General features: G+C 74.6%; 17 protein-coding genes. 13 read left to right on the forward strand and 4 right to left on the reverse strand.

The window, feature by feature from the left end; all coding sequences use genetic code 11:
* Nucleotides 1–32: 32 nt before the first annotated feature.
* On the reverse strand, nt 33–1805 hold the full coding sequence (locus ABD946_RS03915; protein ID WP_345280073.1) for a non-ribosomal peptide synthetase: 1773 nt from the start codon (nt 1803–1805) through the stop codon (nt 33–35).
* 197 nt (nt 1806–2002) lie between these two features.
* Between ABD946_RS03915 and ABD946_RS03920 the strand changes: the two genes are divergently transcribed.
* The 5 genes from ABD946_RS03920 to ABD946_RS03940 all read left to right on the forward strand — a co-directional run bounded on the left by ABD946_RS03920 (nt 2003) and on the right by ABD946_RS03940 (nt 9241).
* Entirely contained in the window at nt 2003–3061 is a 1059-nt protein-coding gene (locus ABD946_RS03920) for a pyridoxal-phosphate dependent enzyme (RefSeq protein WP_345280075.1), read from the forward strand.
* A gap of 71 nt (nt 3062–3132) precedes the next feature.
* The gene (locus tag ABD946_RS03925; protein ID WP_345280077.1) at nt 3133–4356 is read left to right on the forward strand and encodes an ATP-grasp domain-containing protein; all 1224 of its coding nucleotides are present in this window, start codon (nt 3133–3135) and stop codon (nt 4354–4356) included.
* The gene (locus ABD946_RS03930; protein ID WP_345280079.1) at nt 4353–6764 is read left to right on the forward strand and encodes an MFS transporter; all 2412 of its coding nucleotides are present in this window, start codon (nt 4353–4355) and stop codon (nt 6762–6764) included. The genes ABD946_RS03925 and ABD946_RS03930 overlap by 4 nt, the downstream gene beginning before the upstream one ends.
* 99 nt (nt 6765–6863) lie before the next feature.
* Nucleotides 6864–7871 (forward strand): ATP-grasp domain-containing protein, encoded by a 1008-nt coding sequence (locus ABD946_RS03935; RefSeq protein ID WP_345280081.1) that lies wholly within the window; start codon nt 6864–6866, stop codon nt 7869–7871.
* Nucleotides 7868–9241: a hypothetical protein gene (locus tag ABD946_RS03940; RefSeq protein WP_345280083.1), complete on the forward strand. Its 1374-nt coding sequence runs from the start codon at nt 7868–7870 to the stop codon at nt 9239–9241. Before ABD946_RS03935 ends, ABD946_RS03940 begins: the two co-directional genes overlap by 4 nt.
* A 7-nt stretch (nt 9242–9248) precedes the next feature.
* Here ABD946_RS03940 and ABD946_RS03945 read toward each other — a convergent pair whose 3' ends face one another.
* Nucleotides 9249–9665: a GNAT family N-acetyltransferase gene (locus ABD946_RS03945; protein WP_345280085.1), complete on the reverse strand. Its 417-nt coding sequence runs from the start codon at nt 9663–9665 to the stop codon at nt 9249–9251.
* Between the two features lie 408 nt (nt 9666–10073).
* Here ABD946_RS03945 and ABD946_RS03950 point away from each other — a divergent pair, with 408 nt between their 5' ends.
* The 8 genes from ABD946_RS03950 (at nt 10074) to ABD946_RS03990 (ending at nt 21602) form a co-directional block, all read left to right on the forward strand.
* The gene (locus ABD946_RS03950; RefSeq protein WP_345280087.1) at nt 10074–10754 is read left to right on the forward strand and encodes a DUF6304 family protein; all 681 of its coding nucleotides are present in this window, start codon (nt 10074–10076) and stop codon (nt 10752–10754) included.
* A gap of 178 nt (nt 10755–10932) precedes the next feature.
* Nucleotides 10933–11409 (forward strand): hypothetical protein, encoded by a 477-nt coding sequence (locus ABD946_RS03955; protein ID WP_345280089.1) that lies wholly within the window; start codon nt 10933–10935, stop codon nt 11407–11409.
* A gap of 40 nt (nt 11410–11449) precedes the next feature.
* Nucleotides 11450–12862 carry a glycoside hydrolase family 16 protein gene (locus ABD946_RS03960; RefSeq protein WP_345280091.1) on the forward strand — a complete coding sequence of 471 codons (1413 nt, stop codon included), beginning with the start codon at nt 11450–11452 and terminating at the stop codon, nt 12860–12862.
* A gap of 37 nt (nt 12863–12899) precedes the next feature.
* Nucleotides 12900–13568, forward strand: a complete 669-nt coding sequence (locus ABD946_RS03965; protein ID WP_345280093.1) for an HAD family hydrolase — start codon at nt 12900–12902, stop codon at nt 13566–13568.
* 742 nt (nt 13569–14310) lie between these two features.
* Nucleotides 14311–17280: a hypothetical protein gene (locus ABD946_RS03975; RefSeq protein ID WP_345280094.1), complete on the forward strand. Its 2970-nt coding sequence runs from the start codon at nt 14311–14313 to the stop codon at nt 17278–17280.
* The gene (locus tag ABD946_RS03980; RefSeq protein ID WP_345280096.1) at nt 17172–17651 is read left to right on the forward strand and encodes an FtsX-like permease family protein; all 480 of its coding nucleotides are present in this window, start codon (nt 17172–17174) and stop codon (nt 17649–17651) included. The genes ABD946_RS03975 and ABD946_RS03980 overlap by 109 nt, the downstream gene beginning before the upstream one ends.
* Nucleotides 17652–17745: 94 nt before the next feature.
* Nucleotides 17746–20631 carry a hypothetical protein gene (locus ABD946_RS03985; protein ID WP_345280098.1) on the forward strand — a complete coding sequence of 962 codons (2886 nt, stop codon included), beginning with the start codon at nt 17746–17748 and terminating at the stop codon, nt 20629–20631.
* Between the two features lie 71 nt (nt 20632–20702).
* Entirely contained in the window at nt 20703–21602 is a 900-nt protein-coding gene (locus tag ABD946_RS03990; RefSeq protein WP_345280117.1) for an ABC transporter ATP-binding protein, read from the forward strand.
* Between the two features lie 35 nt (nt 21603–21637).
* On the opposite strand, the gene ABD946_RS03995 is transcribed toward ABD946_RS03990, so the two are convergent.
* Nucleotides 21638–22225 carry a LuxR C-terminal-related transcriptional regulator gene (locus ABD946_RS03995; protein WP_345280119.1) on the reverse strand — a complete coding sequence of 196 codons (588 nt, stop codon included), beginning with the start codon at nt 22223–22225 and terminating at the stop codon, nt 21638–21640.
* 92 nt (nt 22226–22317) lie between these two features.
* Entirely contained in the window at nt 22318–23559 is a 1242-nt protein-coding gene (locus ABD946_RS04000; RefSeq protein WP_345280100.1) for a sensor histidine kinase, read from the reverse strand.
* Between the last annotated feature and the right edge of the window lie 67 nt (nt 23560–23626).

Here is a 23626-nt window from a genome sequence, read left to right on the forward strand (position 1 = left end):
GGGGAGGTGGGCGCCCGGGCGGCGGTGCGGTGTCAGACCCGGGAGAGCAGCTCGACCTGCTGGTCGAGGGTGGCGCAGCGGTACACGTCGGCGACGCCGACCGGGTGGCCGGCGAGCTTGCCGAGAGCGCGGGTGAGCCGCAGGACGGTGAGCGAGTTGCCGCCGAGCTCGAAGAAGGTCTGCGGGCAGTCCCGGGTCACGCCGGTGCCCAGCAGTTCGGCCCAGACCCGGGCGACCTGCCCGGCCAGGCCGTCGGGCTGCGCCCCGTTCCCGTCCGCGGCCGCCGCGCCCTCCGCCGCGAGGTCGGCGAGCAGCGCGGCCCGGTCCACCTTGTCGTGGGCGGTGCGCGGAAGGACCGTCACGAACCGCACCCGGTCGGGGATCCCGGCCGGTCCGAGGGCGAGCTCGCCGGTGCGGCGCACCGACGCGGCGTCGGGGGCGCTGCCGGGCAGCGGCACCACGAAGGCGGCCAGGGTGGAGGTGGCGGCGTCGTGGGCGACGGCGACCGCCTGGACGCCCGGGTGGGCGGCGAGGGCCTCCTCGACGGCCTCGATGGTGATCCGCACGCCGCGGACCTTCACCTCGTTGTCCACCCGGCCGAGGAACTCCAGGCCCTCCTCGTCCGTCCAGCGGCCCAGGTCGCCGGTGAGGTAGGCGCGGCTCACCCGCCCGCAGGGGGCGGCCAGTTCGACGAAGACCTCGGCGGTGCGGCGGCGGTCGCCGACGTAGCCGAAGGCCACGCCGGGGCCGGAGACGGCGATCTGGCCGGTCTCGCCGGGGCCGACCGGCCGGAGCTGGTCGTCCAGCAGGTGCAGCTCGGTGCCGGGGATCGGGAAGCCGATGGTGGAGCGGGCCGGGCGGCGGTAGATCCGGTAGGTGGACCAGACGGTGCACTCGGTGGGGCCGTACTCGTTGGCCAGCGCCACCCCCGGCAGCAGGGCGAAGTGCTGCTCGATCACCGACTGCGGCAGTGCCTCGCCCGCGCTGACCAGCACCCGGAGGGTGGCCAACAGCTCGGCGGCGTCCGGGTGCTGGGCCCAGGAGGCGAGCAGCTCGGCGTGGAAGCCGGGCACCGTGAGCAGGTGGGTGACGCCGTGCCGGGCGATCCGCCCGAGCAGGGCACCCGGGTCCCGCCGCTCCTGCTCGTCCGCCACCACCAGCGTGCCGCCGGCCGCCAGGGTGCCCCAGACCCCGGCCACCGAGGAGTCGAAGTGGAAGGGCGAGAGCAGCAGGAAGACCGGGGTGCCGAACTCCTGGTAGGCCGTCAGACGGGCCGAGTTGGAGGCGGTCAGGTTGGGGTGGGAGACCGAGACGCCCTTGGGGCGGCCGGTCGAGCCGGAGGTGTGGAGGACGTAGGCCTCCTGGGCCGGGGTGGGCTCGGGGAGCGGGGTGCCCGCCGGGAGCGGGTGGTGCAGCAGGGCGTCGGCGTCGGGGTCGGCGGTCAGCAGCAGACCGGTGGAGGAGCGGATGTGGGCCAGGGCCTGCTCCGGGGCCTGCGGGTTGACCAGCACGGCGGAGCGTCCGCTCAGCCAGGTGCCGAGCACCTGGGCGACGGTGAGCTCGCTGCGGGAGGCCCGTACGCCGATCCGGCGGCTGGCCGGGCCGGCCGGGTGCGCCTCGATCGCGGCGGCGGTGGCCCGGGCGGCGAGCGCCAGGGCGCGGTAGCTGAGGGTCCGGTCACCACAGATGACGGCGGGACGGTCGGGGTGGCGCTCGGCCCGGCTCAGCACCGTGGCGGGGACGCGCTCGGTGGTCTCGGGCAGGGCCGGTCCGGCGGCGAGCACGAAGGGCTGATGAGTCGTCATGGCAGCAGAGCATCCGCGCCGCTTTCCCGTCCCGCTCCCGGCCCGCTCCGGGAACGGAACGGGAAGGCGCCGGTACCGGGCGGAACCAACCTCCCCATGGCACCGGCTCCGGACGCCGTTCCCGCACCACCCGCGGGGCGGGCGGCGGGGGAGCGGGGGCCGAGCTGGAGCAAGCCGAGCTGACGGGAAGGGAAACGGTGTACAAGTCCTTCGCAGAGAAGCTGTCCGAGCCGGACCTCATCGACCTGGGCAACGGCATCTTCGTCCTGCGCTTCGAAGTCATGAAGGTCACCTCCGTCTACGCCGCGGTCAAGGACCTGCTGGACCGGGGCGTGATCCGGCCGGGGCAGACCCTGGTCGACAGTTCCAGCGGCATCTACGGCCACGCGCTGGCGCTGGTCTGCCGGGAGCTGGGCCTCAAGGCGCACGTCTTCGCCTCGGTCGCGGTGGACGCCGCGATCCGCACCCAGCTGAAGTACCTCGGTGCCACCTGGACCCAGGTGGCTTCCGGCGGGGACGGCGGCCTCCAGCACGACCAGGAGAGCCGGGTCCGGCTGGTGCACGCGTACATGGAGGAGCACCCGGACGCCTACTGGATGCAGCAGTACCACGACGACGTGCACTTCGTCGGCTACGAGCGGGTGGCCGCCACGCTGGTCAAGGAGCTCGGCTCGGCCGCGCTCACGCTGGTCGGCGGGGTCGGCACCGGCGCCTCCACCACCTCCATGAGCGGCTTCCTGCGCGGTGCGGTGGCCGACTTCCGGATGGTCGGCATCCAGCCCTTCGGCAGCCGCTCGTTCGGCGCGGAGGCGATACCGCTGGACGGCTTCATCATCGCGGGCATCGGCAGCGGCATCCGCTTCGGGAACGTCCACCACGACGCCTACGACGAGATCCACTGGCTGAACTTCGACGTCGCGGCGGCCGGCTGCCGGGACCTGCTCTCCACCACCGGGGTGTTCGCCGGGCTCTCCTCCGGCGCGGGCTGGCAGGTCTCCAAGTACCTGCGCGAGCGCTCGCCGGACGGCGCCCCGGTCGTCTTCCTGGCGCCCGACCCCGGCCACCGGTACGTGGAGAAGGTGTTCCCGCCCGAGGGGCCGGTCGAGCAGGACCCGCGGTACGCGCCGACCGTGATCGGGGACCTGGCCGAGCTGACCGGCCCGTGGAGCGCGATGGACTGGGCCCGCCGCCCGTACGAGGTCCATGACGACCTGCCGCCCTACGTGCCGGCCGGTGCCGCGGCCGCCGCGCGCTGAAAGCGCCTTCCCGGTCCCCCAGGACCACCTGACGCACCTGACAGACCCTCATGCCGAGAGGCCCGCACACCATGACCAAGATCGCCGTCATCAACTACGGCCCGAAGAGCGACTACGCCGCCATGCTCCCCGAGGTGGCCGACGCGCTGCACGTCTACAGCCACCACGAGCTGGCCGGCACCGAGGGCTTCGCCCACTACGAGTACGTCCCGGACTGCGAGTTCGTCCCGTACCCGGAGCTGATGATCCGTCGCTCCGCCGAGGACGCGCCGTTCACCCACGTGATCACCGACAACGAGTACGACCTGGAGCGCACCGCCCGGATCCGCCGCGACCTGGGCATCCCGGGCCAGTCCCCGGCCAGCGCGCTCTCCTTCCGCGACAAGGAGGTGATGAAGCGCGTCGCGGAGAAGACCGTGCCGGTGGCCCGCTACGCCCGGCTGGAGACCGTCACCGGTCTCACCGACTTCGTCGCGGAGACCGGCTACCCGGTGGTGGTCAAGCCGGTGAAGCAGGGCGGCTCGCGGGACATCGTCACCCTGCACGGCGACGACGAGCTGGTCGAGTTCACCCGGCGGCACTGGCGCGACGACCTGATGGTGGAGCAGTTCGTCGACGGCCCGATGTACCACGTGGACGCGGTCATCGCGCCCGGCTACCGCTTCGTCGCCTCCTCCCGCTACCTGCGCAGCTGCCTGGGCGTGCTCGCCGGGGAGAACAACGGCTCGCTGCAGCTGCACCCGGAGGAGAAGTTCGCCGCCCGGCTGGAGGAGTTCCTCGACCAGGTGCTGGACGCCTTCGAGACGCCCGAGGCAAGCGCCTACCACCTCGAGGTCTTCCACACCCCAGACGACCGGCTGGTGCTCTGCGAGATCGCCTCCCGGGTCGGCGGCAACCGCATTCCCCAGCTCACCCGCGCCACCTACGGGGTGGACCTGCACCGCACCTGGCTGCGCCAGTCGGTCGGCCTGCCGGTGCCGCCCGCCCCGGCCGAGGCGCCGGAGTCCGTGCGCGGCTCGGTCTCGGTGGTCCCGCAGGGCCGCCCGGTCGGCGCCCCGCCCCGCCCGCCCTTCGAGTGGATCGACCACTACGAGGTGAACGCGGCGCTCGCCCCCGGCGCCAAGCCCGCCAACAGCACCTCGCACCTGTGCTTCGCCATCGTCCGCGGCGCCGACCTCGCCGAGGTCGAGCAGCGGGTGCTGGAGACCGAGGCCTGGCTGATGGCCAACCTGGTCGAGCCGGCGGACGCCGAGGCGGCGACCGACGGGACCGCCCCGGAGGTGACCACCCCGTGACCACCTGGCGCCGCACCTCCGCGACCGGTCGGGCCCTGCTGCTGACGGTCCTGCTGACCGGGCTGACCACCTTCATGTTCCTCCCGCTGCTGGCCGTCCGGCTGTCCGCCCAGGGTCTGCCGACCGGTCAGGTCGGCTTCCTGGTCGGCCTGCTGTCCTTCAGCAGCCAGGGCTTCTCCCTGGTCAGCGGAGCGGTGGTGGACCGGCTCCGGCCGCGGACGGTGCTCGGCGCCGGCTTCACCCTGCGGATCGCCGGGTACCTGCTGCTCGGCCTCGGGCTGGTCGGACCCTCGGGCCCGGACGGCCGGACGGTGCTGCCCGCCCTGCTGGCCGGGATCGTCGCGGTCGGCGTCGGCGGCTCGCTGCTCGGCCTGTCGATCAAGACCAGGCTGGTCCGCGAGGCGGGCGAGGCCCCGCGCGAGATGCTGGCGCTGCGCTCCACCTTCGTCAACGTCGGCGTGGTGGCGGGCCCGGCGCTCGGCGCGGCGGTCTACCCGCTCGGCTTCGGCTGGATCCTGGCCGCCTGCATCACCTCGCACCTGCTGCTGGGCCTGTACCTGACGGCCCGTGACCAGCAGCCGGTGCAGCGGGGCGGCGGCCCGGCCCGGGCGGTGGAGAGCGCCGAGGCCCCGGAGTCGCCCGCCGGGGCCCGGGCCCGGCGCCGCCAGTGGGTACCGCTGCTGCTGGTCGGCACCGCCTACTGGGCGCTCTACAGCCAGCTCAACGTGGTGCTGCCGATCACCGCCGAACGCCTCACCGGCAGCCCCGCCGCCATCACCGCCGTCTTCACCGTCAACGGCGTGCTCTGCGTGCTCTTCCAGTACGGCCTGCTGCGGCACGTCTTCGGCCGGGTCTCCTCCCGCACCCTGCTGGTGCTCGGCTTCCTCTCCTTCGCCGCCGCCTACCTGGTGTTCGTCCCGCTCGGCGGCTGGGCCGCGCTGCTGGTCTTCGTCCTGCCGGTCACCCTGGCCGAGATGCTGGTCTCGCCCAGCCTGGACGAGCAGGCGGTCAAGGCCGTCTCGGCCCGCCGCACCGGGCTCGCCCTCGGCGCGATGAGCGGAGCCGGAGCCCTGGGCAGTCTGCTCGGCGCCGGCGGTGGCGGCCTGCTGCTGCAGACCCTGGGCGAGGGCACCGGGACCTGGCTCGTCGTCAGCTCGGTGGCGGCCCTGGCCGCGGCCACCGCCCTCCTCCTACCGAAAGGCTCCGGGACGATGCCCGAGACCCTGCCCACCGCCGTGCTGCTCGGCCCCCGTGACACGGTGGTCACCGCCGCCGAGTCCCTCGGCCTGGCCGTGGTGGTGGTGGCCGACCCCACCCAGCCGGCGCCGCCCGCCACCGACTGGCCGGTCATCGAGACCCCCTGGACCACCGACACGACCGAACTGGTCGCGCGGCTGCGGGAGTTCGGCTTCACCGGGCCGGTCAGCTGCTTCGGCTTCGGCGAGCTCGGCTCGAGCGTCTGTGCCGAGGTCAACCGGGAGCTGGGTTGGACGGGCAACCCGCCCGAGGCGCTGGCCGCGTTCAAGGACAAGGCCCGGCTGCGCGCCCTGGTCGGCGACCGGGCCGGCAAGCCGGTGGCCCACGCGCTCGGGCGCACCCAGGCCGAGCTGACCGCCGCGATCGAGCGGATCGGCCTGCCCTGCGTGGTCAAGCCGGTGGACGGCACCGGCAGCGCGGGCGTGCGGCTGCTGACGGACCGCGAGGACGCGACCTGCTTCCTGCGCGAGGCTCGGGACTCCGGCCCCTACCTGGTGGAGGAGTACCTGAGCGGCCCCGAGTTCAGCGTGGAGGCGGTCAGTGTGGCCGGACGCCACCGGATCGTCGCCGTCACCGAGAAGCGGACCACCGGAGCCCCGCAGTTCGTGGAGACCGGCCACACCCTCCCGGTCCGCCTCCCGGAGGCGGAGACGGCAGCCGTCTCCGCGCTGGTCCGGGCCACCCTGGACGCTACCGGCTACCGCTACGGCCCCTCGCACACCGAGGTGATCCTGACCGGCGACGGCCCGCGGCTGGTCGAGTCGCACGGCCGCCCCGGCGGTGACCGGATCAGCGACATGCAGCAACTCGCCCTGGGTGAGGACGTGTTCGCCCTGGCGATGGCCGCCGTCTTCGGGCTGCCGCTGCCCGCCGGCCGCGAGCGCCCCAGGGTGGCCGGCATCCGCTACGTCACCTTTGACGGCACCCTGCCGATGCCCGAGACCAGCACCGAACTGGTCGCCTCGCTGCCGGGCGTGACGGAGGTGCACATCACCGTCCCGGTCGGCCAGCTGCCCGCCCCGATCCTCAAGTCCGGTGACCGGCACGGCTTCGTGCTGGCGGTCGCCGACACCCGGGAGGAGCTGGAGGCGCGCCTGGACTGCGCCGTCCGCACCCTCACCGCCAAGGCCGTGGCCGGCGCCCGAGCCTGATCATCCGTCAGACCACCTGCCGCGCACCCGCACCCGCATCCGTACCCGCACCCGCACCCGTACCCGCACCCGCATCCGTACAGAGAGGCCCGTGCCCCCGTGTCCTACAAGATCCTGATCCTGGTGTCCGAGGCGTCCACCGTCGAGCTCAACAACCACTCGATCATCCCGAGCGCGCTGCACCGCGAGGGCCACGAGGTGCACATCGGCGACATCGACACCCTCAACGTGCACGAGAACGTGGTCGTGGTCGACCGGGTGCGGCTCACCGAGGAGTTCGCGGCCGGGGGCGAGTTCCCCGCTCTCACCAGGACCTACGCCTCCGCCGAGGAGTTCGACCTGGTCTGGGTGCTCACCGGCACCCACCCCGAGTCCGGCGACGACTCCTTCCGTCTGCTCTGGCTGCTCAACCAGCGGGTGCCGTTCGTCAACGACGCCAGCGCGCTGTTCTACCTCAACACCAAGATCAACCTCAATGCGATCGTGCCGCCCGAGCACCTCCCGGTCAGCTACGTCACCAACGACTTCGACTTCCTCAACGGCCTGGTCGACTCCGACGGCGAGCGCTCCTGGGTGGTCAAGCCCACCAGCGACGGCTGCGGCGCCGACGTCTACGTGGTCAACCGCACCGACCGCAACCGCTCCGCTGTGCTCTCCTCCGCGACCGGCAACGCGGCCTCCCGGTACGGCCGTTACGGCCGCGACATCATCGGCATGGCCAAGCGCCACACCGCCGTCCAGGAGTACATCCCGAACGTCCGGGAGAACGAGAAGCGCGTCATCGTCATCGGCGACCAGCCCGTCGCCGGCTTCAACCGTCACCACCCCGAGCACGACCACCGCTCCAACGCCACCCTCGGCGCGCGCTTCTCCCCGCTCGAACTCACCACCGAGGAGGAGGCGTTCGTCCGCCGCCTGGGCCGCCGGATGACGGAGCTGGGCATCTTCTACTCCGGCATCGACCTCGCCTACCCGTACGTCATCGAGGTCAACATGGTGAACCCGGGCGGCCTGAGCTACCACAAGCGGGCCACCGGGGAGGACAAGTCCTCCGAGGCGGTCAACACCCTGCTGGCGGTGCTGCGCGAAGCCGGGAAGCTCAAGTGACCGCCTTCTGGCCGGGGTCGGCACAGCTGGTGGCCTGGGAGGGACTGGACCAGCGGGCGGTGGCCGGCTGGAAGCAGTACGCGGCCACCGGCGCGTCCGAGGCCGACGGCGCCGCCTTCGTCGAGCGGCTGCACCGGCCCGGCTGGGTGCACACCTACCCGCCCCAGATCCTCACCGGCGAAGCCGTCACGGCGGTCGAGACCACCGGGCTGCGGCTGGCCGAGCTGATCACCGGCTTCCCCGAGCGGGCGTTCGGCGGGGACCGCACCGCCTGGCTCGAGTACCTCCGACTGCCCAGCACCGACGCCGAGTTGATCGCCGAGGCGCTGGACCACCCGCACCTCGCCAAGGTGGCCACCGCCTTCATGCGGCCCGATCTGGTGGTCACCGAGAACGGCCTCAAGCTCGTCGAACTCAACGTGGCCGTCTCGCTCGGCGGTCTGAGCACCTGCGCCCCCTACACGGCGGCGGCCGCCGACTCCGGCTTCGCCCGCCACCTGGCGGCCCAGGGCCTGCGGCTGCACGGCACCGACACCTCGCGGATCTGGCTGGAGGTGTTCGGCTCGTTGCTGCGCGGCACCGGCGAAGGTCCGCTGCACGTCTTCGAGGCGGCGGCCGACCCGGCCGACGCGCTCGGTGGGCGCCGCTTCTTCGCCGACATGATCCGCTCGGCCGGGTACCGGATCAGCTCCGGCTTGATCCACGACCTCGAACTCTCCGACGAGGGCGTCGCCTTCGGCGGCGAGCGGGTGCACGCGATCTTCACCGGCTACACCTGGGACGAGACCCGGCGCTTCGTGCCGCCCGCGCTCACCCGGCGGCTGATGGAGCTGGACGCCGCCGGGAAGGTCGACTTCATCGGCTCGCCCGCCGCCGCCCTCTACGACAACAAGGCCAATCTGGCGCTGCTCTTCGACCCCCGCTTCACGGCTCTCCTCACGCCGGAGGAACGGGAGTTGGTCCGCAAGCACGTCCCGGAGACCAGGGTGCTGGACGCCACCACCCTGGACTGGGCGCTGGCCGCGCGGCCCCTGCTGGTCTGCAAGCCCACCGCCGCCTACGGGGGCAAGGACATCGCCTTCGGCCTGGTCCACTCCGACGCCGCCTGGGAGACGGAGCTGCGCCGCCGGCTGGCCCGGCCGGGCGAGGTCCACGTCCTGCAGCGCCGCGAGGCCCCCGCCCGGCTCACCCTGCCCGGAACCGCCACCGCCGAACGCGAACTGGTCCTGGCCCCGCTGCTGTTCGGCGGCCGCCCGGCCGGCATCTTCGTCCGCCACGCGCCGCCCAGGCCCGACTCCGCCATCAACGCCTCCGGCGGAGCCGAGGCCGCCGGAGCCCTCACCCTGCGCCGCATCACCCCGCTGGGCTGACCCCGCCTCAGCCTCCCCTCCCCCTCCGACCCCGGGGCCCCGGCCGGCTGATGGCCGGGGCCCCGGCCCACGCCGTCCCGGGGCGGGTGAACACCACGACGTCCGGGCCGGCGGGCAGGCGCTGCCAGCCGTGGCGTTCGTAGAGCCGGACGACGCTACGGGCGTTCGGCGAGGTCAGCAACCAGCACGCGTCCTGGCCCTCGCACAGCAGGTTGAGGAGGCGACCCGCGAGGCCCCGCCCCCGGGCGTGCGGCGCCACCGCGAGTTCGTCGACCTCCAGGGTTCCGGCGAGCCGGGTCCCCACCTGGTCCCCGAGGGCGGCCCGCACCCGGTCGGAGGAGCGGCCGGTGGGGAGCGGACGGGCAGGAGATCGCTGGACTGTCCACCTCGACGACGGATGGGTCTGGGCAGCCTGGGGAGTCACCCTGTCGACCGGATGACGATGGCGGCGAGGTAGGTCGTGGCAGTTGTGCCGTGCCGTGCGCGGTCGGCGTGGTGAGGTGCTGATCGATGCTCAACTCCGGGAAATGCCCGGCTCCTCAGCCCCATGGGCGGGAACCTCGTCCACACCGGGTGCCACCACCGGCAGCCCGGAGGCCATCAACTCACCACGCGCGCGGCCAGGCTCTCACGTTCCCACAGGGCCGCGTCACTCACTCTCTCCACCACTCCGGAACCCTAACCGGAAGTAGTGGCCGACGGCCTGGCCACTGTCCTGCGCGGGGCAGACGCACGGGGGTTGACGGCGCGGTGGTAAGGGCCAGGCTGTGCCGGGTGGGCAGTGGTACGCCGAGGGTTGGTCGGCGATCACCGCCGGGTGATACTGGCGCCCATGAGCGATGCGTTCGGGTACGCGAGTCCGCAGCACTACCCCGCGGTCGTGACCGATCGGTGGGGACAGTTCCGCACGACTCTGGTCAACAGCGGCAGGACGTTCACGATGGTCCTTCGGGGCAACCGCTTCGAGGGGACGTCACTTGACGGTCTCGAGCTGGTGGGAGCGCCTGCCGAGACCGACGAACCTCCTGCCCTGGACCACGGCGATCTGTGCTCCTGCACCATCGAGTGGAGCATGCCGGTCGAGGTCTCCCTGCCCGACACCGGACCGGTGAGCGCCCCGTTGGACGTGCGGCTGGTCCTCGGAGATCCGGCACTCACCCGTGCCGTCGACCTGGTCAGCGTGACGTTGGCGCTGCACCTTCCGGCCGGGGTCGTGGAGACGACCTCTCCCCAGGAGTACATGGAGGATGCCCTGCTGGACCTCCAGCGCGGGCTGCCTGACGGCACCCGGCTGCTGGCCTGCATCTCCTGCGCCTTCTCCGACTACCACCCGGCGGGTTCCGGCTTCATCGGTGCGATGGCATGCTTCCGCGACCGCAAGGACGCCTACCGGGCCGTCGTCGGCAAGCGGGGCCTGTTCGCCGTCTGGGCCGAGCGGAGCGGGTTCGTCCAGGAGACCTTCCACTGCCCTGACTTCGAGCAGCGTCAGCCCGGCACCGGATACCGCGGCTGAGCTCGCCGTCCGACCCGCGGTCCAGTGAGACGGGTTTCCGGCGGCAGCGATCGGTTGGGCCGACCGGGTGGGGCCCGGTGCCGGTGCGGTGTGGTGCGGGGGCGGGCGGGCTCGGGCACCGGATAACTCTGTGGACGGACGTTCCGCAGGGCGTCCGCGGTCGAGCGGGGAGCGGTGGATGCGGGCGTGGTGGTGGCGGGCCGCGGTGGCGGTCGTGGTGTGTGCGGCGGCCACCGGGACGGCGGTGGCGGAGGCCGGGGCACCGCAGGCGGAGGAGCGTCGGGAGGGGCTGCGGGTGGTGCACGTCTCGGTGGACCCGGTGCGCGCGCACGGTGTCACCACGGTGCGCGCCCTGATCACCAACGACGGTCCGGGAGCGGTGGGTTCGGACTTCACGACGCACGTGCGGGTGCCGCTGCGGGCGCTGGCCACCGGTACGTACTTCCCCCGCAACTGCCACCTGGAGCAGGCCGAGCTGAGCTGCTCCTTCCGCAAGGGGCTGCCGCTGCTGCGGACCGCGACGGTGCTGATCCCCGTCCGGCTGGCCGAGGACGTGCGGGACGGCGAGCGGCTGGAGGGCGGCCTGATCACGGTGGACGACCCCGACCGGCCCGGCCGCACCCACAGCCGCGCGTTCTCGATCGACGTCGGCTGAGCCCTCGTCCCGCGCCCGACACCCTTCGAACGGAGCCCAGTTGTCCCTGCCCCGCCGCGCCGCCATGGCGGCCATGGTCCTGCTGCTGCCACTGCTCCCGGCCACCGGGGCCGCCGCCGCTCCTCCCGTGCGGCAGCAGAGCCTGACCCCGCAGCGCGCCGTCCCGGGCGCGCCCGTCGCGGCCACCCTCACCGTCCGTTCCACCAGCTGCCTGACGGTGGACGAACTCGGCGTCGGGGTACGGGACTCCGCGCAGAACAACCTGGACTTCCCCGGCTCCACCGGCCGGATCGAGATCTGCCCGGACGGCTACACCCTCACCACCGGCACCCGTACCTTCGACGCGGGGAGGTACCGGCAGTTCGGCTTCTACCGGATCGGCTCGCGCTACTTCGACCTGGACAACCGCCCGTTGGTGGTGGCCGCGCCCGAGGTCCGCCAGCGCTCCCTCGCGCCCGACCAGGCGGTCGACGGCCGACCGGTGGCCGCGACCCTCACCGTCACCGCGGACGCCTGCACGACGGTGGACGAACTGGGCGTCGGCGTCCGGGACCAGGACGACGCCAACCTCGACTTCCCCGGGACGGCGAGCGCCGTCACCGTCTGCCCGCAGGGGTACACCCTGACCACCGGCGAGCGCTCCTTCCCGGCCGGGACGTACACCGAGTTCGGCTGGTACCGGATCGGCACGGAGTACCACAACCTGCGCAGCCAGAACCTGACGGTCCGCCAGCTGCCGACGCCGCCCACTCCGCCCGTGGTGGGCGAGCTGGTCTTCGACCAGACCTTCAACGGCCCGCTGGACATCGGCGGCACCTGGAACGACAGCACCACCAGCGCCTACCGCTACGGCAACCACAACCCGGACGACGACAAGCTGGACTGGATCGAACCGGCGGCGACCACCACCGCCGGCGGCCGCTCCTCGTTCACCGGCAGCCCGGGCACCGCGCGTCTGGAGAACGGCGAACTCGCCTGGAACACCGGCCTGCTGACCACCGAGTCGACCCAGCAGGGCTTCCAGGTCCGCCCCGGTGACTACGCCGAGGTCAAGCTACAGCTGCCGTCCGGCGAGGGTGCCTGGCCCGCGCTGTGGACCTGGAAGGACGGCGGCAGCGAGATCGACTCCTTCGAGTACCACCCCGACAACCCCAACCTGCTGGAGCTGAGCAACCGCATCCGCCCGGCCTCCTCCTACTACACCGACCCCGAGACGGTGTACCCGGGCGCCTGGATCACCATCGGCGTGCACTACGGCACCCGCAACAACGACTGGTACGTCAACGGCCGCCTGGTCTTCTCCGACCAGACCGGTGTGCCGGACGACTGGTCCGCCTACCTGATCCTCAACCTCTCGATCGACGCAGGGAGTTGGCACCCCGCCCCCGACGGCCCGACCCCCATCGTCCTGAACGCCGACCACCTCCGGGTCTGGCGGCCCAGCGGTAACTGACTGGCACCGGCCCGGAGTCGGTGGCTACGTTCGCGGGATGCAGCGACTGGCACTCTTCGACCTCGACGGAACGCTCCTCGACCGCGACGCCGCCTTCGCCGCCTGGGCCCGGGAGTTCACGGACTCCCGGCGCCTGGGTGACGGGGCGCTGGACTGGCTGATGGCGGAGGACACGCGGCACGGCGGCCCGATGGGCGGCTTCTTCGCGAACGCCCGGGAGCGGTTCGGCCTCCGGGCGTCGGTCGAGGAGCTCTGGGGCGCCTACCGGGCGCGGATGCCGGAGTTGATCACCTGCCCGCCCGAGGCACTGGCGGCCCTGGTCGCCGTGCGGGAGGCCGGTTGGCGGACCGCGATCGTCACCAACGGCCGGCAGGACGTTCAGCTGGCCAAGATCAGGGCGACCGGGCTCGCGGAGTCGGTCGATGCCTGGTGCGTCTCGGAGGAGGTCGGAGTCCGCAAGCCGGGGGCCGGGATCTTCCGGATCGCCGCCGAACGGTGCGGGGCCGAGCTCGACCGTGGCGGCTGGATGGTCGGCGACCGCCTGTCGGCCGACATCGCGGGCGGCCGGGCCGTGGGGTTGAGGACCGTCTGGCTGCCCGGCCGCAGGGCCTCGGAGCAGCGGCCCGCAGGCGTCGTGCCGGACGCCACGGTGGCCTCGGTGTCCGAGGCCGTGCGGGTGATCCTCGCCGCGCCGGACGGCGGCTGACGGGGGATCGGCGCGGGCCCAGCAGGCGTGGCTGCGGCCGTGTGCGGGTCGGTGCGGGTGAAGACCAGGACGCGCAGGACGGCGAAGCGGGCGAGGCCGGCCAGTGCCGAGGCGCCGAGGTAGACCGCCTGTTCGACGAGGGTGCCGGGGGAGTCCACCGCCAGGTGGAGCAGGAGCATCGCCGCGCAGGTCGCGGCGTAGGCGGCCGTCGCGGAGGCGGCGGCCTGGGCGTGCTGACGGCCCGTCGCACGGGCTCCGGTGCCCGGGCCGAAGGTGAAGCGGGCGTGGAGCTCGGTGGTCAGGGCGGTGGAGACCACGGCGACCAGGGCGTTGGCCAGGGCCCAGGGGAGGTGGTCCGCGAGGGCGGCCACGGCGATCCCGGAGAGGACGCCGGCCCCGCCGCCGAACAGTACGTACCGCACGAACGCCTTCATGGCCCGCCCCCTTCTCGCTGTTTCCGATATGGGAAACGCTACGTTGCCTTTCCGGAGTTGGCAACGATGGATTCGCCCAAAGTCGGCATATGGGCAGGTGGGTGACGTGAAGTCATTGCAATGGATGGGCGGCTAACGCAATGCACGCCCACGTCCCGGCTGCCCGGGCGGACGGTGTCGGGGTGCCCGTTCGGGCAGGGATCGGGAAGTCCGGCCCACAGGTCGGATTGGTACAGACCACTGGGTGATCGCTGTGATAGAACGTCACCTCCGTGGCGGGGGAACACTCCGCACGTGAGGGGAGTGGAATGGCACTGACGGGGGTCGGGCGCCGCGTCGCACAGCACGGTCTGGTGCTGGCCTCGGCGGCCGTGAGCATCCTGGTGGCGGTGGCCGTGCTGGCCTCGGTGACCGGGCTGGCCGGGGCGGCGGCCACGGTGGGGGTGCGCGAGCGGCTCGCCCGCGACGCCGACCTCTCGGTGGAGGTGGACGCGCGCTGGAGCGCGCAGGGCCTGCCGGCGGGTGACCGGACCGTGCGCGCCGCACTGGCCCGGGCGATGGGCGGTGCGCCGTTCCGTACCGAGACCGCGGTGCGGGCCGTCAGCGCCGTCGACCTCCAACTCCCGCCCGCCGGACGGCGACAGGCCACCGAGACCACCCTCGCCGCCCTCCCGGTCGCCCTCCCCGACCCCGGGCGCCACGCCGGCCTGCGCAGCGGGACCTGGCCGGCGGCCGGCAGCGGACCCGGGCTGCGGGTGGCCCTGCCGGAGAGCGCGGCCGACCGGCTCGGACTGGACACGGGGGGCACGGCGACCGTCGTCGACCCGGTCACCGGTGGCCCACTGCTCCTCACCGTCACCGGCGTCTACCGGCCCGATCCGGAGGCGGCCGCGCTCTGGGCCCACCTCGGCGGCGCCGACCGCGAGGCCCCGGACCTGCTGCTCACCGACCCCGCTCAGCTCACCACCCTGCCCGCCTTCGCCGACCGCACCCTGGCCGTCTGGCTGGCCCGGCCGGACACCGCGGGCCTGAGCCTGCCCGACCTGCTCGAACTGCGCGACCGGGTCGCCGTCTTCGCCGGATCGAGCACCGCGCGCTCGGTCTACCGCGGCGGCACCCCGGTACTGGCGGAGACCCGGGCGCACAGCGACCTCCCCGCGGCCGTCGACCGTCAGGCCCTGCCGGCCCTCAAGTCCCGGGCCGAGGCGGCCGTCCCGCTCGCCCTGCTGGCCGCACTGGCCTGTCTGGTACTGGTCCTGACGGCCCGTCGGCTCGCGGACTCGCTCGCCGCCGAGCGCGCCCTGCGCCACTCCCGGGGCGCCGGGGCGGCCCGGCTGCTGGTCGCCTCGGCTGGCGAGTGGGCGCTGGCCGCCGTCCCGGCGGCGGTCGGCGGTCTGCTGCTGGCCGGCTCGCTGCTCTCCGTCGTGCTGCGCGCCTCGGGTGCGCACGCCGCCGCGCTGTCGGACCTCGCGGCCGCCGACGCCCGGACGGCCTGGTGGGCCGCCGGGTTCGCGCTGCTGGTGCACGGCGCGGCCCTGCTTCTGCCCCTGGCCGCCCAGCTGGCCGGCCCCGCCCGCTGGTGGGCCGCCCGCCGGGGCGGATCGCGCCGGCTGGGCCCGCAGCGGGCCGGGGTGGATCTGGCGCTGGTGGTGGTCGCGGTGCTGGGCCTGCTCCAACTGCGCCACTACAACGGGCTGGTGGCCCGCCGGGCGGTGGCCGGCTTCGGCGCGGCGGTCGACCCGGTGCTGGTCCTCGCGCCCATGGCGACGGCGGTGGCCGGGGCGGTACTGACGCTGCGTCTGTTCCCGCTCGCCGGGCGGCTGCTGGAGCGGACCGCCCGCCGCAGCAGGGGCCTGGTACTGCCGCTCGGCGCCTGGCAGTTGAGCCGGGAGAGCGGACGCCAGGCCGTGCCGGTGCTGGCCACCGTGCTCGCGGTGGCCTGCGGCAGTCTGGCGGCCGGGGTGCTGGGCGGACTGTCCGCCGGGGACCGGGACCGGGCCGCCTTCGCGGTCGGTGCCGACCTGCGCCTGACCGGGGTCTCCGGCCCGGTGGCGCAGCGTCAGGCGGCACTGGCCGCGCTCCCCGGCGTCACCGGCCTGACCCCGGTCGCCGAGTCCCGGGCCTTCGTGGGCGGCACGGTCGTGCAGACCGTCGCCGTCGACACCGCAGCCGCGAGCGCCCACGGACTGCCGCTGCTCCGCGCCGACCAGGCGGACCGGCCGGCGGCCGAGCTGCTCGCCCCGCTGACGGCCGTGCCGGCCGCAGGACTGCCGGTGCCGGGCCGCCCCACCGCGCTGGAGGTGACCGCGCAGGCCGCCGCGGACCGCCCGCTCGCGGGGGCCGAGCTGTACCTCTGGGTCCAGGACGCCCGCGGCCTGACGGAGCGTCTGGCCGCCCCGCTGCCCGCCGACGGCCGCTCGCACGTCCTCGCCTTCCCGCTGGGCGGCGCCGAGCGCCGGGCCCATCCCCTGACGGTCAGTATGCTCGGCGTCCACTTCCCGGCCGGCCTGACCCAGCGGACCACCCTGGACCTGCGACTGCCCCGGATCGACGCGGTCGGCTCCGGGGGCAGTGCCGGGCTCGCGCTCCCGGACGGCCACCGCTGGTACCGCTCCGGCACGGCCTTCGCCGAGCCGGCCGCGATCGGCTGCCCGGCCGCGGAGGGGAGCGTCAGCAAGTACTCCGTCGGCTTCCCGGAGGACGCGTGGGCCACCGCCTGCAGTTGGCAAGGCGGCGGCCAGGGTGGCGAGCTGCTCCGTGCGGTGCTGCGCTCCCAGGAGCCCTCCGACCGGGCCGACCCCGCCACCCTGGACGCGGTGTTCGTGGCGTTGCCCGGGACCGGCGCCACCACACCCGCGCCGTCCGTGCTGCCCGCGGTGGCGGACCGGGCGCTGCTCGCCGCGCTGGGGGCGGCGGTCGGCGACACCGTCCGGCTCGGCTGGGAGCAGCAGTCGTCGGTCACCCAGCAGGTCTGGATCACCGGGGCTGGTCGACGCCCTTCCCGGCGACGAGCGCACCCGGGGCCACCTGCTGCTCGACCTGCGCTCCCTGGCCGCCGCCCGCGCGGGCCGTCGGACTGGAACCACCCGGCGACAGCCGCTGGTGGCTGCGGACCTCGGACCCGGTGGCGACCCGGGCCGCTGCCGGGGCGCGCGGCGAGCTCGGCCGGGTGGAGAGCACGCGCACGGTGGCCGAGGGCCTGCGGGACGACGCCTTCCGGACCGGCCTGCGCGGAGCCTGGCTGCTGGTGCTGGCGACCGCGCCGCTGTTCGCGGTGACGGCGCTCACCCTGCACACGGTGGGCGCGGCCCGGGCCAGGCGACGGGAGTTCGCCGTGCTGCGCGCCCTCGGGGTGCGCAGCGGCGACCTGGTCGGGCTGCTGCGCGCCGAACAGGTGGCGGTGACCGCCCTGCCCGTGCTGCTCGGCGGCCTGCTGGGCCTGCTGCTCACCGCAGTGCTGCCGCTGATCGCGCTGGACGACGCGGCTCGACCGCTCTATCCGGCGCTGTTGGCCGCGCCCGGCCGGCCCGGTGCCGTGCTCACGGCGCTCGGCAGTGGGGTGCTGCTCACGGTGGCGGTGCTGGTGCTCACCCGGCTGCTGGCGCGGGTGGACCTGGTCCGGGTGCTCCGGGCGGGGGAGGACGGATGAGCCGGGCCATGGAGGGGGCCACCGCGAGCGGCGCGGTGGCGGGGACGGACGGGATCGGTACGGCGGCCAGGGTGTACGGCGCGAGGAGAGAAGGATGCTGACGCTTCGTCTGGTCCTGCGCGAGGCGCGGATCGGCTGGCCGGTCGCCGCGGTGCTGGCACTGCTGGCCGTCCTGCTCACCGCGCTGCCGCTGAGCTGGCCGCCGCGGTTCGACCGGTTGGCGGCCGACACGCTCGCGGAGCGACTGGGCCGCGCCCAGCAGGCCGGACCGCTGCTCGCCGCCCGTGCCTCCAGCGAACCGGTGCACGACTACCCCACCCTGCTTCCGGCCTCGGTGGGCCGGGGCAGCCTCGACAAGTCCCTGGACCAACTGGGCGCGGGCCTGCGCGGGGTGGCCCGGCCGCCGCTCGCCGACTCGCTGGGCCCCACCCCGGGACGGGCGGCCACGCCGTCCGCGGCGGCGGAGGGGCCCGGCGTCCCGCAGGTCAACGGCCTGCCGCCGCTGCTCGGCCTCGCCTACGCCCAACCCGGCCCCGACGGCCCGGTGGAGTACGTCCGGGGTCGGGCCCCCGCGCAGCCGCCCGCCGATCCGGTGGTCGCCGACCCGCAGGAACGCCTGCGGGCCGACCGGGCCCCGATCGAGGTCGCGGTGTCCGAAGGGGGCCTGAAGGGCCTCGGCCTGACGGTCGGTCAGCGGTTCGAGCTCAAGGGCGAGCGGTGGAGCACCCCGGTGGTCCTGGTCGGGGTGTTCCGCACCGACCGGGGCGCCGCCCGCCTCTGGCAGCAGTACCCGCTGCTGGTCACCCCGGCGGTGGTGGCCTCCCGCGTCGGCAACCAGCTCAACGGCCAGCTGCTGACCACTTCCGGCGGCATCGAGCAGGCCGAGGCCCGGGGTGAGGTGCCGCTCGAACTGGCCTGGGACCTCACCGTGACCGTCGACCGCTCCGGCCGGGCCGCCACCCCGGCCGTGCTCGCCGGGCAGACCAGGGCGCTGACCGCGCTGCGCGCCGTCGAGACCGAACGGCTGTGCCGGGACGCGACCGCGGGGTTCTGCTACCTCTCCGACCACCGGATCGCCCGGCCCGACCTGATCGACCGCCTCACCCCCGAGCTGGAGGCCTTCGCCGCCCAACGGGCCCGTACCGAGCAGCTCCAGGGCTTCGCCCTGGTCGGCACGCTCACCGTGGTGGTGGCCACCGCCGTGGCGGCCGCGCGGTTGGGCGCTCGGCGCAGGGCGGGTGCCTTCGCACTCCAACTGGCGCGCGGTGCACGGCTGTCGGGGATCGCGGGCCGCCTGCTGGTGGAGGCCGCGGTGCCGGTCGGCCTCGGGGTGGCCGTGGGCTGGGTACTCGGGCGGGCCCTCGCGCCACCGGGCGCCGCACTCGGCCCGACGGGCCCGGTGCTGGTGGCCGCGCTGCTGGTCTGGTGCGCTCCGGCCGCCGTCCTGCTCGCCACGGCGGGGGGAGGCGCCGGTGCGCGGCCGCTGCCGCGCTCGCGCAGGCTCGTCCTGGAGGCCCTGGTCGGGCTGGCCGCCGTGGGCGGGCTGGTCTCCCTGCGTAGCCGGGGGGCCTTCAGCGGCGAGGGAATCGACCTCCAACTGGCGCTGGTACCTGTGGTGTTGGCGCTGGTACTGGTGGTGGCGCTGATCCGGGTCCTGCCGCCGCTGCTGCTGCGCGCCACCCGCTGGGCCCGCCGGTCCTCCGGTGTGGTGCCGCTGGTGGCCCTGGCGAGGGCCGGGGCGCAGAGCGGGGCCGCCGCCCTCGCTCTGCTGGTGCTGGTCCTGGCGATGGGCAGCGGAGTCTTCGGCGGCATGGTCGCGCGCTCCCTGGAGGACAGCCGCGCCCAGAGCGCCGACTGGCGCACCGGCGGTGCGTCGACGGCACTGGTCGGCCCGCGGGCCCGGCTGCCCGAGAGCCTGTCGGGCGTGCGGACGGTGGGCCGGCAGGTGCTGGTCACCGGCGCCAGCGGCGAGCTGACCGCCCAGGAGAGCGGCGCCACCGTCCCGTCCGCCGAGCTGGTGGCCCTGGACGCCGACGCCCTGCGCGCCGCCGTGCCCTCCTCGCCGCTGGCCGCCGCCCTCACGGCCGCCCGTGAGGACAACCCGTTCGATGGCACCACCTCCGACGGTGGATCCGGTGCAGCAGAGCGGGTGTTGACGGCGCTGGCCGACCCCGCGCTGGCCCGCTCGTTCCCCGACGAGGTCCTGGAGGTGGCGGCCTTCGGGACCACCAACTTCCGGGTGCGGGTGGTCGGGGCGCTGCCCGCAGCGGCCCTGCGCGACCCGGTCCTCGGGCCGGTGCTGGGCAGTGAGCGGGCACCCGCCGCCCTGCTGGTCTTCACCGATCCGGCGGCGCAGCGGCAGCTCCCCGCCACCGGCGGCCACCCGTACGCCCTGCTGCTCCACCCCGCCGACGGAGGGCCGCCGGTCGACCGCTCCGCCGTCGGCACCGCCGCAGCCGGGGCGCTGGCGCCGGGCGGTGTGGTCGGCCCGGCGGTGGAACTCCGCTCGTACGAGCAGGAGTTGGCGGTGCTGCGCGGGGACGGGCTGGCCCGCTCGCTCCGCCTGGCCTTCCGGCTCACCACCGGCACCGCGCTGCTGCTGGCCCTCGGTGCGGTCGCCCTGGAGTTGGTGCTCAGCTCGGCCGAGCGTGCCCGCACCACTTCCTACCTGCGCACGCTGGGGCTCGGCGGTGCGAGCGTGACCGCGCTCCAACTGCTGCAGCTGCTCCCGCTGTTCGCCGCCTCGGCGATCGGCGGCACCGCGCTCGGGGCGGTGCTCCCCGCCGCACTCGGCCCGGGCCTGGAGCTGCGGGCCCTGACCGGCGGACCGTTCGAACCGGCCGTCCAGGTCGACTGGACGACCACGGCGGTGCTCGGCACCGCACTGGCGGCGCTGCTCCTCGGCGCCGCCGCTCTGGAGGCGGCGATCGTCCGCCGACGCGGCCTCGGGGCCGTGCTGCGACTGGGGGAGGCCCTGTGACCGTCCGAGCTGCCGAACTGCCGGAGCACCGCACCACGCCCGGCGCGGGCGCGGGGCGGTCCGCCGCGCCGATGGTGACCTGCGAGAGCCTGGTGCGGATCTACCGCACCGGCACGGCCGGGCGCCGGAGCACCGAGGTACAAGCCCTCCAGGGCCTCGACCTCACCGTCCAGGAGGGCGAACTCCTCGCCCTGGTCGGGGCGTCGGGCTCCGGCAAGTCCACCCTGCTCGGCATCCTGGCCGGCCGGGACACCCCGAGCGCGGGCACCGTCCGGGTCGCGGGCACCGACCTGTCCGGACTCGGGCGCCGGGGCCGTACGGTCTACCGGCGCCGCACCGTCGGGGTGGTGCGGCAGCAGACCGCCAGCAACCTGCTGCCGTACCTGACGGCCCGTGAGAACGTCCAGCTCCCGATGGCCTACGCGGGCCTGCCGCGCCGTCAACGGGCCACCCGGGCCATGGAACTGCTCGACCTGATGGGCATCGCCGGACTGGCCGGGCGCACGCCGGGCACGATGTCGGGCGGCGAGCAGCAGCGGGTCGCGATCGCCGTCGCCCTGGCCAACCGCCCGCAGCTGCTGCTCGCCGACGAGCCCACCGGCGAGCTCGACAGCGCCACCTCCGAGGAGGTCTTCGGCGCCCTGCGCGCGGCCAACACCGAGCTCGGCACCACCGTCCTGATCGTCACCCACGACGCCCTGGTGGCCGACCAGGTCCGCCGCACGATCCGCATCCGCGACGGGCGGATCTCCACCGAGGTGCTCCGGCACGCCGAGGAGGCGGGCACCGCTCCGGGCACCCCGCCGGCCGGTCAGGAGTACGCCGTCCTCGACCGGGTCGGCCGCCTCCAACTCCCGCGCGAATTCACCGAATCGCTCGGCCTGGCGCACCGGGTGCGGCTGGTCCTGGAGGAGGACCACATCACGGTCTGGCCTGACCGGGAGCGCCCGTCCGGGCCCGACCCGCGCTGACGGTCACCGGCCGGTCGGGTCTGGCTGGCACGGCGTCAGCCGCGGAGGTAGGCGAGGACGGCGAGCACCCGGCGGTGGTCGGTGTCGGCCGGGGGCAGGTCGAGCTTGGCCAGGATGTTGCCGATGTGCTTGGCGACCGCCGCCTCGCCGACCACCAGCCGGGCGGCGATGGCGGCGTTGGAGCGGCCTTCGGCCATCAGTGCCAGCACCTCCCGCTCCCGGGAGGTCAACCGTTGCAGCGGTGCGCGCTGGTGGCCGAGGAGCTGCCGCACCACCTCGGGGTCGATCACGGTGCCCCCGGCCGCGACCCGCTCGACCGCGTCGACGAACTCCTCCACCTCGCCGACCCGGTCCTTCAGCAGGTAGCCGACCCCGGCGCCGCGCCCGGAGTCGAGCAGCTCGGCGGCGAAGGTCTGGCCGACGTACTGGCTCAGCACCAGGACCGCCAGCGAGGGCCGCTCGCCGCGCAGGGCGACGGCGGCCCGCAGCCCCTCGTCGGTGAAACCGGGCGGCATCCGGACATCGGTCACCACGATGTCCGGGTCGTGCTCGGCGACCGCCGCGAGCAGTGACGGGGCGTCACCGACGGCGGCCACCACGGTGTGCCCGAACCGCTCCAGCATGCCGACCAGTCCGCCGCGCAGCAGTGCGGCGTCCTCGGCCAGTACCACTCGCACGCCCGTCCGCACCCCCGCCCGTTCGCCCACGCGCTCGTCTATACGCTCGGACAAGGGATCTCCACGGTGATCACGGTCGGCCCGCCGGTCGGGCTCGACACCGACAGTGTGCCGTCCGCGGCGGCCGCCCGGTCGGCCAGCCCCGCCAGGCCGGTCCCGGCCGCCGGGTCCGCCCCGCCGGCGCCGTCGTCGCGCACCTCCACCACCAGCAGCTCGCCGAGCAGCCGCCCCTTCACCTCGGCCCGGGTGGCGCCGCTGTGCCGGGCCACGTTCGCCAGCGCCTCCGCCACCACGAAGTACGCGGTCGCCTCCACCGACGCGGGCATCCGGCCGGGCAGGGCGACGTCCACGGAGACCGGCACCGGCGAGCGGCTGGCCACCTCGGTGGTGGCGGCAGCCAGGCCCCGGTCGGTCAGCACCTGCGGGTGCACGCCGCGGATCAGTTCGCGCAGCTCGGCCAGCGCCAGCCGGGCCTGCTCATGTGCCTCGGCCACTCCCAGTGCGGCGGGCGAGCCCGTCGGCAGGTCCAGCCGGGCCATCCCGAGGGCGATGGTGAGCGCCACCAGCCGCTGCTGGGCGCCGTCGTGGAGATCGCGCTCGATGCGGCGCCGCTCCACCTCGAAGGCATCCACCAGCCGGGCTCGCGACCTGGACAACTCGCCTATGCGGGCACCGAGTTCGGCCTCCCTGGGGGAGAGGACGGAGCGGGCGAAGGCCGCCCGCGCACCCGCCCAGACGGTGACCGGGAAGGCCGCCACCAGCAGCAGCACCGGGATCGCCAGCACCAGGAACGCGGTGCCGTACCAGGGGATGAAGGGGTCGACCACGATCTCGATCCCGGCCATCACCGGCAGGGCGAAGGAGGCCACCAGCACCCCGAGGTCCAACCACCACAAGGCCAGCACCGACACCGCCACGTACCCGAGCTCGCGCCAGGTCTGCTGCTCGCGCAGCCGGGTGTGCAGCCAGCCGCGCACACCCGGCCGGTCCGGTGCCCGGTGGGGGTCGGGCGCCGGACCGAGGTCGACCAGCCGCAGCCGCCACCGCTCCAGCCGGGCCACCGCCACCCCGGACAGGCCCGCCGCGAACAGCAGCGCGAAGCCGACCAGGAAGATCGTCAGCAGCGCCCCGCCCGCCAGCAGGCCCAGCAGCACCGCCCCCGTCGCCGCACCGGTGAGCACCCCCGACACCAGGTACCCGAGTGACCGCCAGGGCCAGGAGGAGGCCAGGAAGTGCACCGGATTGCGGGTGATGGCCTGCCAGGCGGTCCGTACGGTCACCCGGCCGACTCTAGCGAGCCCCTCCGGCGGCCACAGTAGTGCTGGCTCTACCCCCGTGACTCCAGCC

The organism is Kitasatospora albolonga, assembly GCF_039535905.1.
Lineage (GTDB): Bacteria > Actinomycetota > Actinomycetes > Streptomycetales > Streptomycetaceae > Kitasatospora > Kitasatospora albolonga.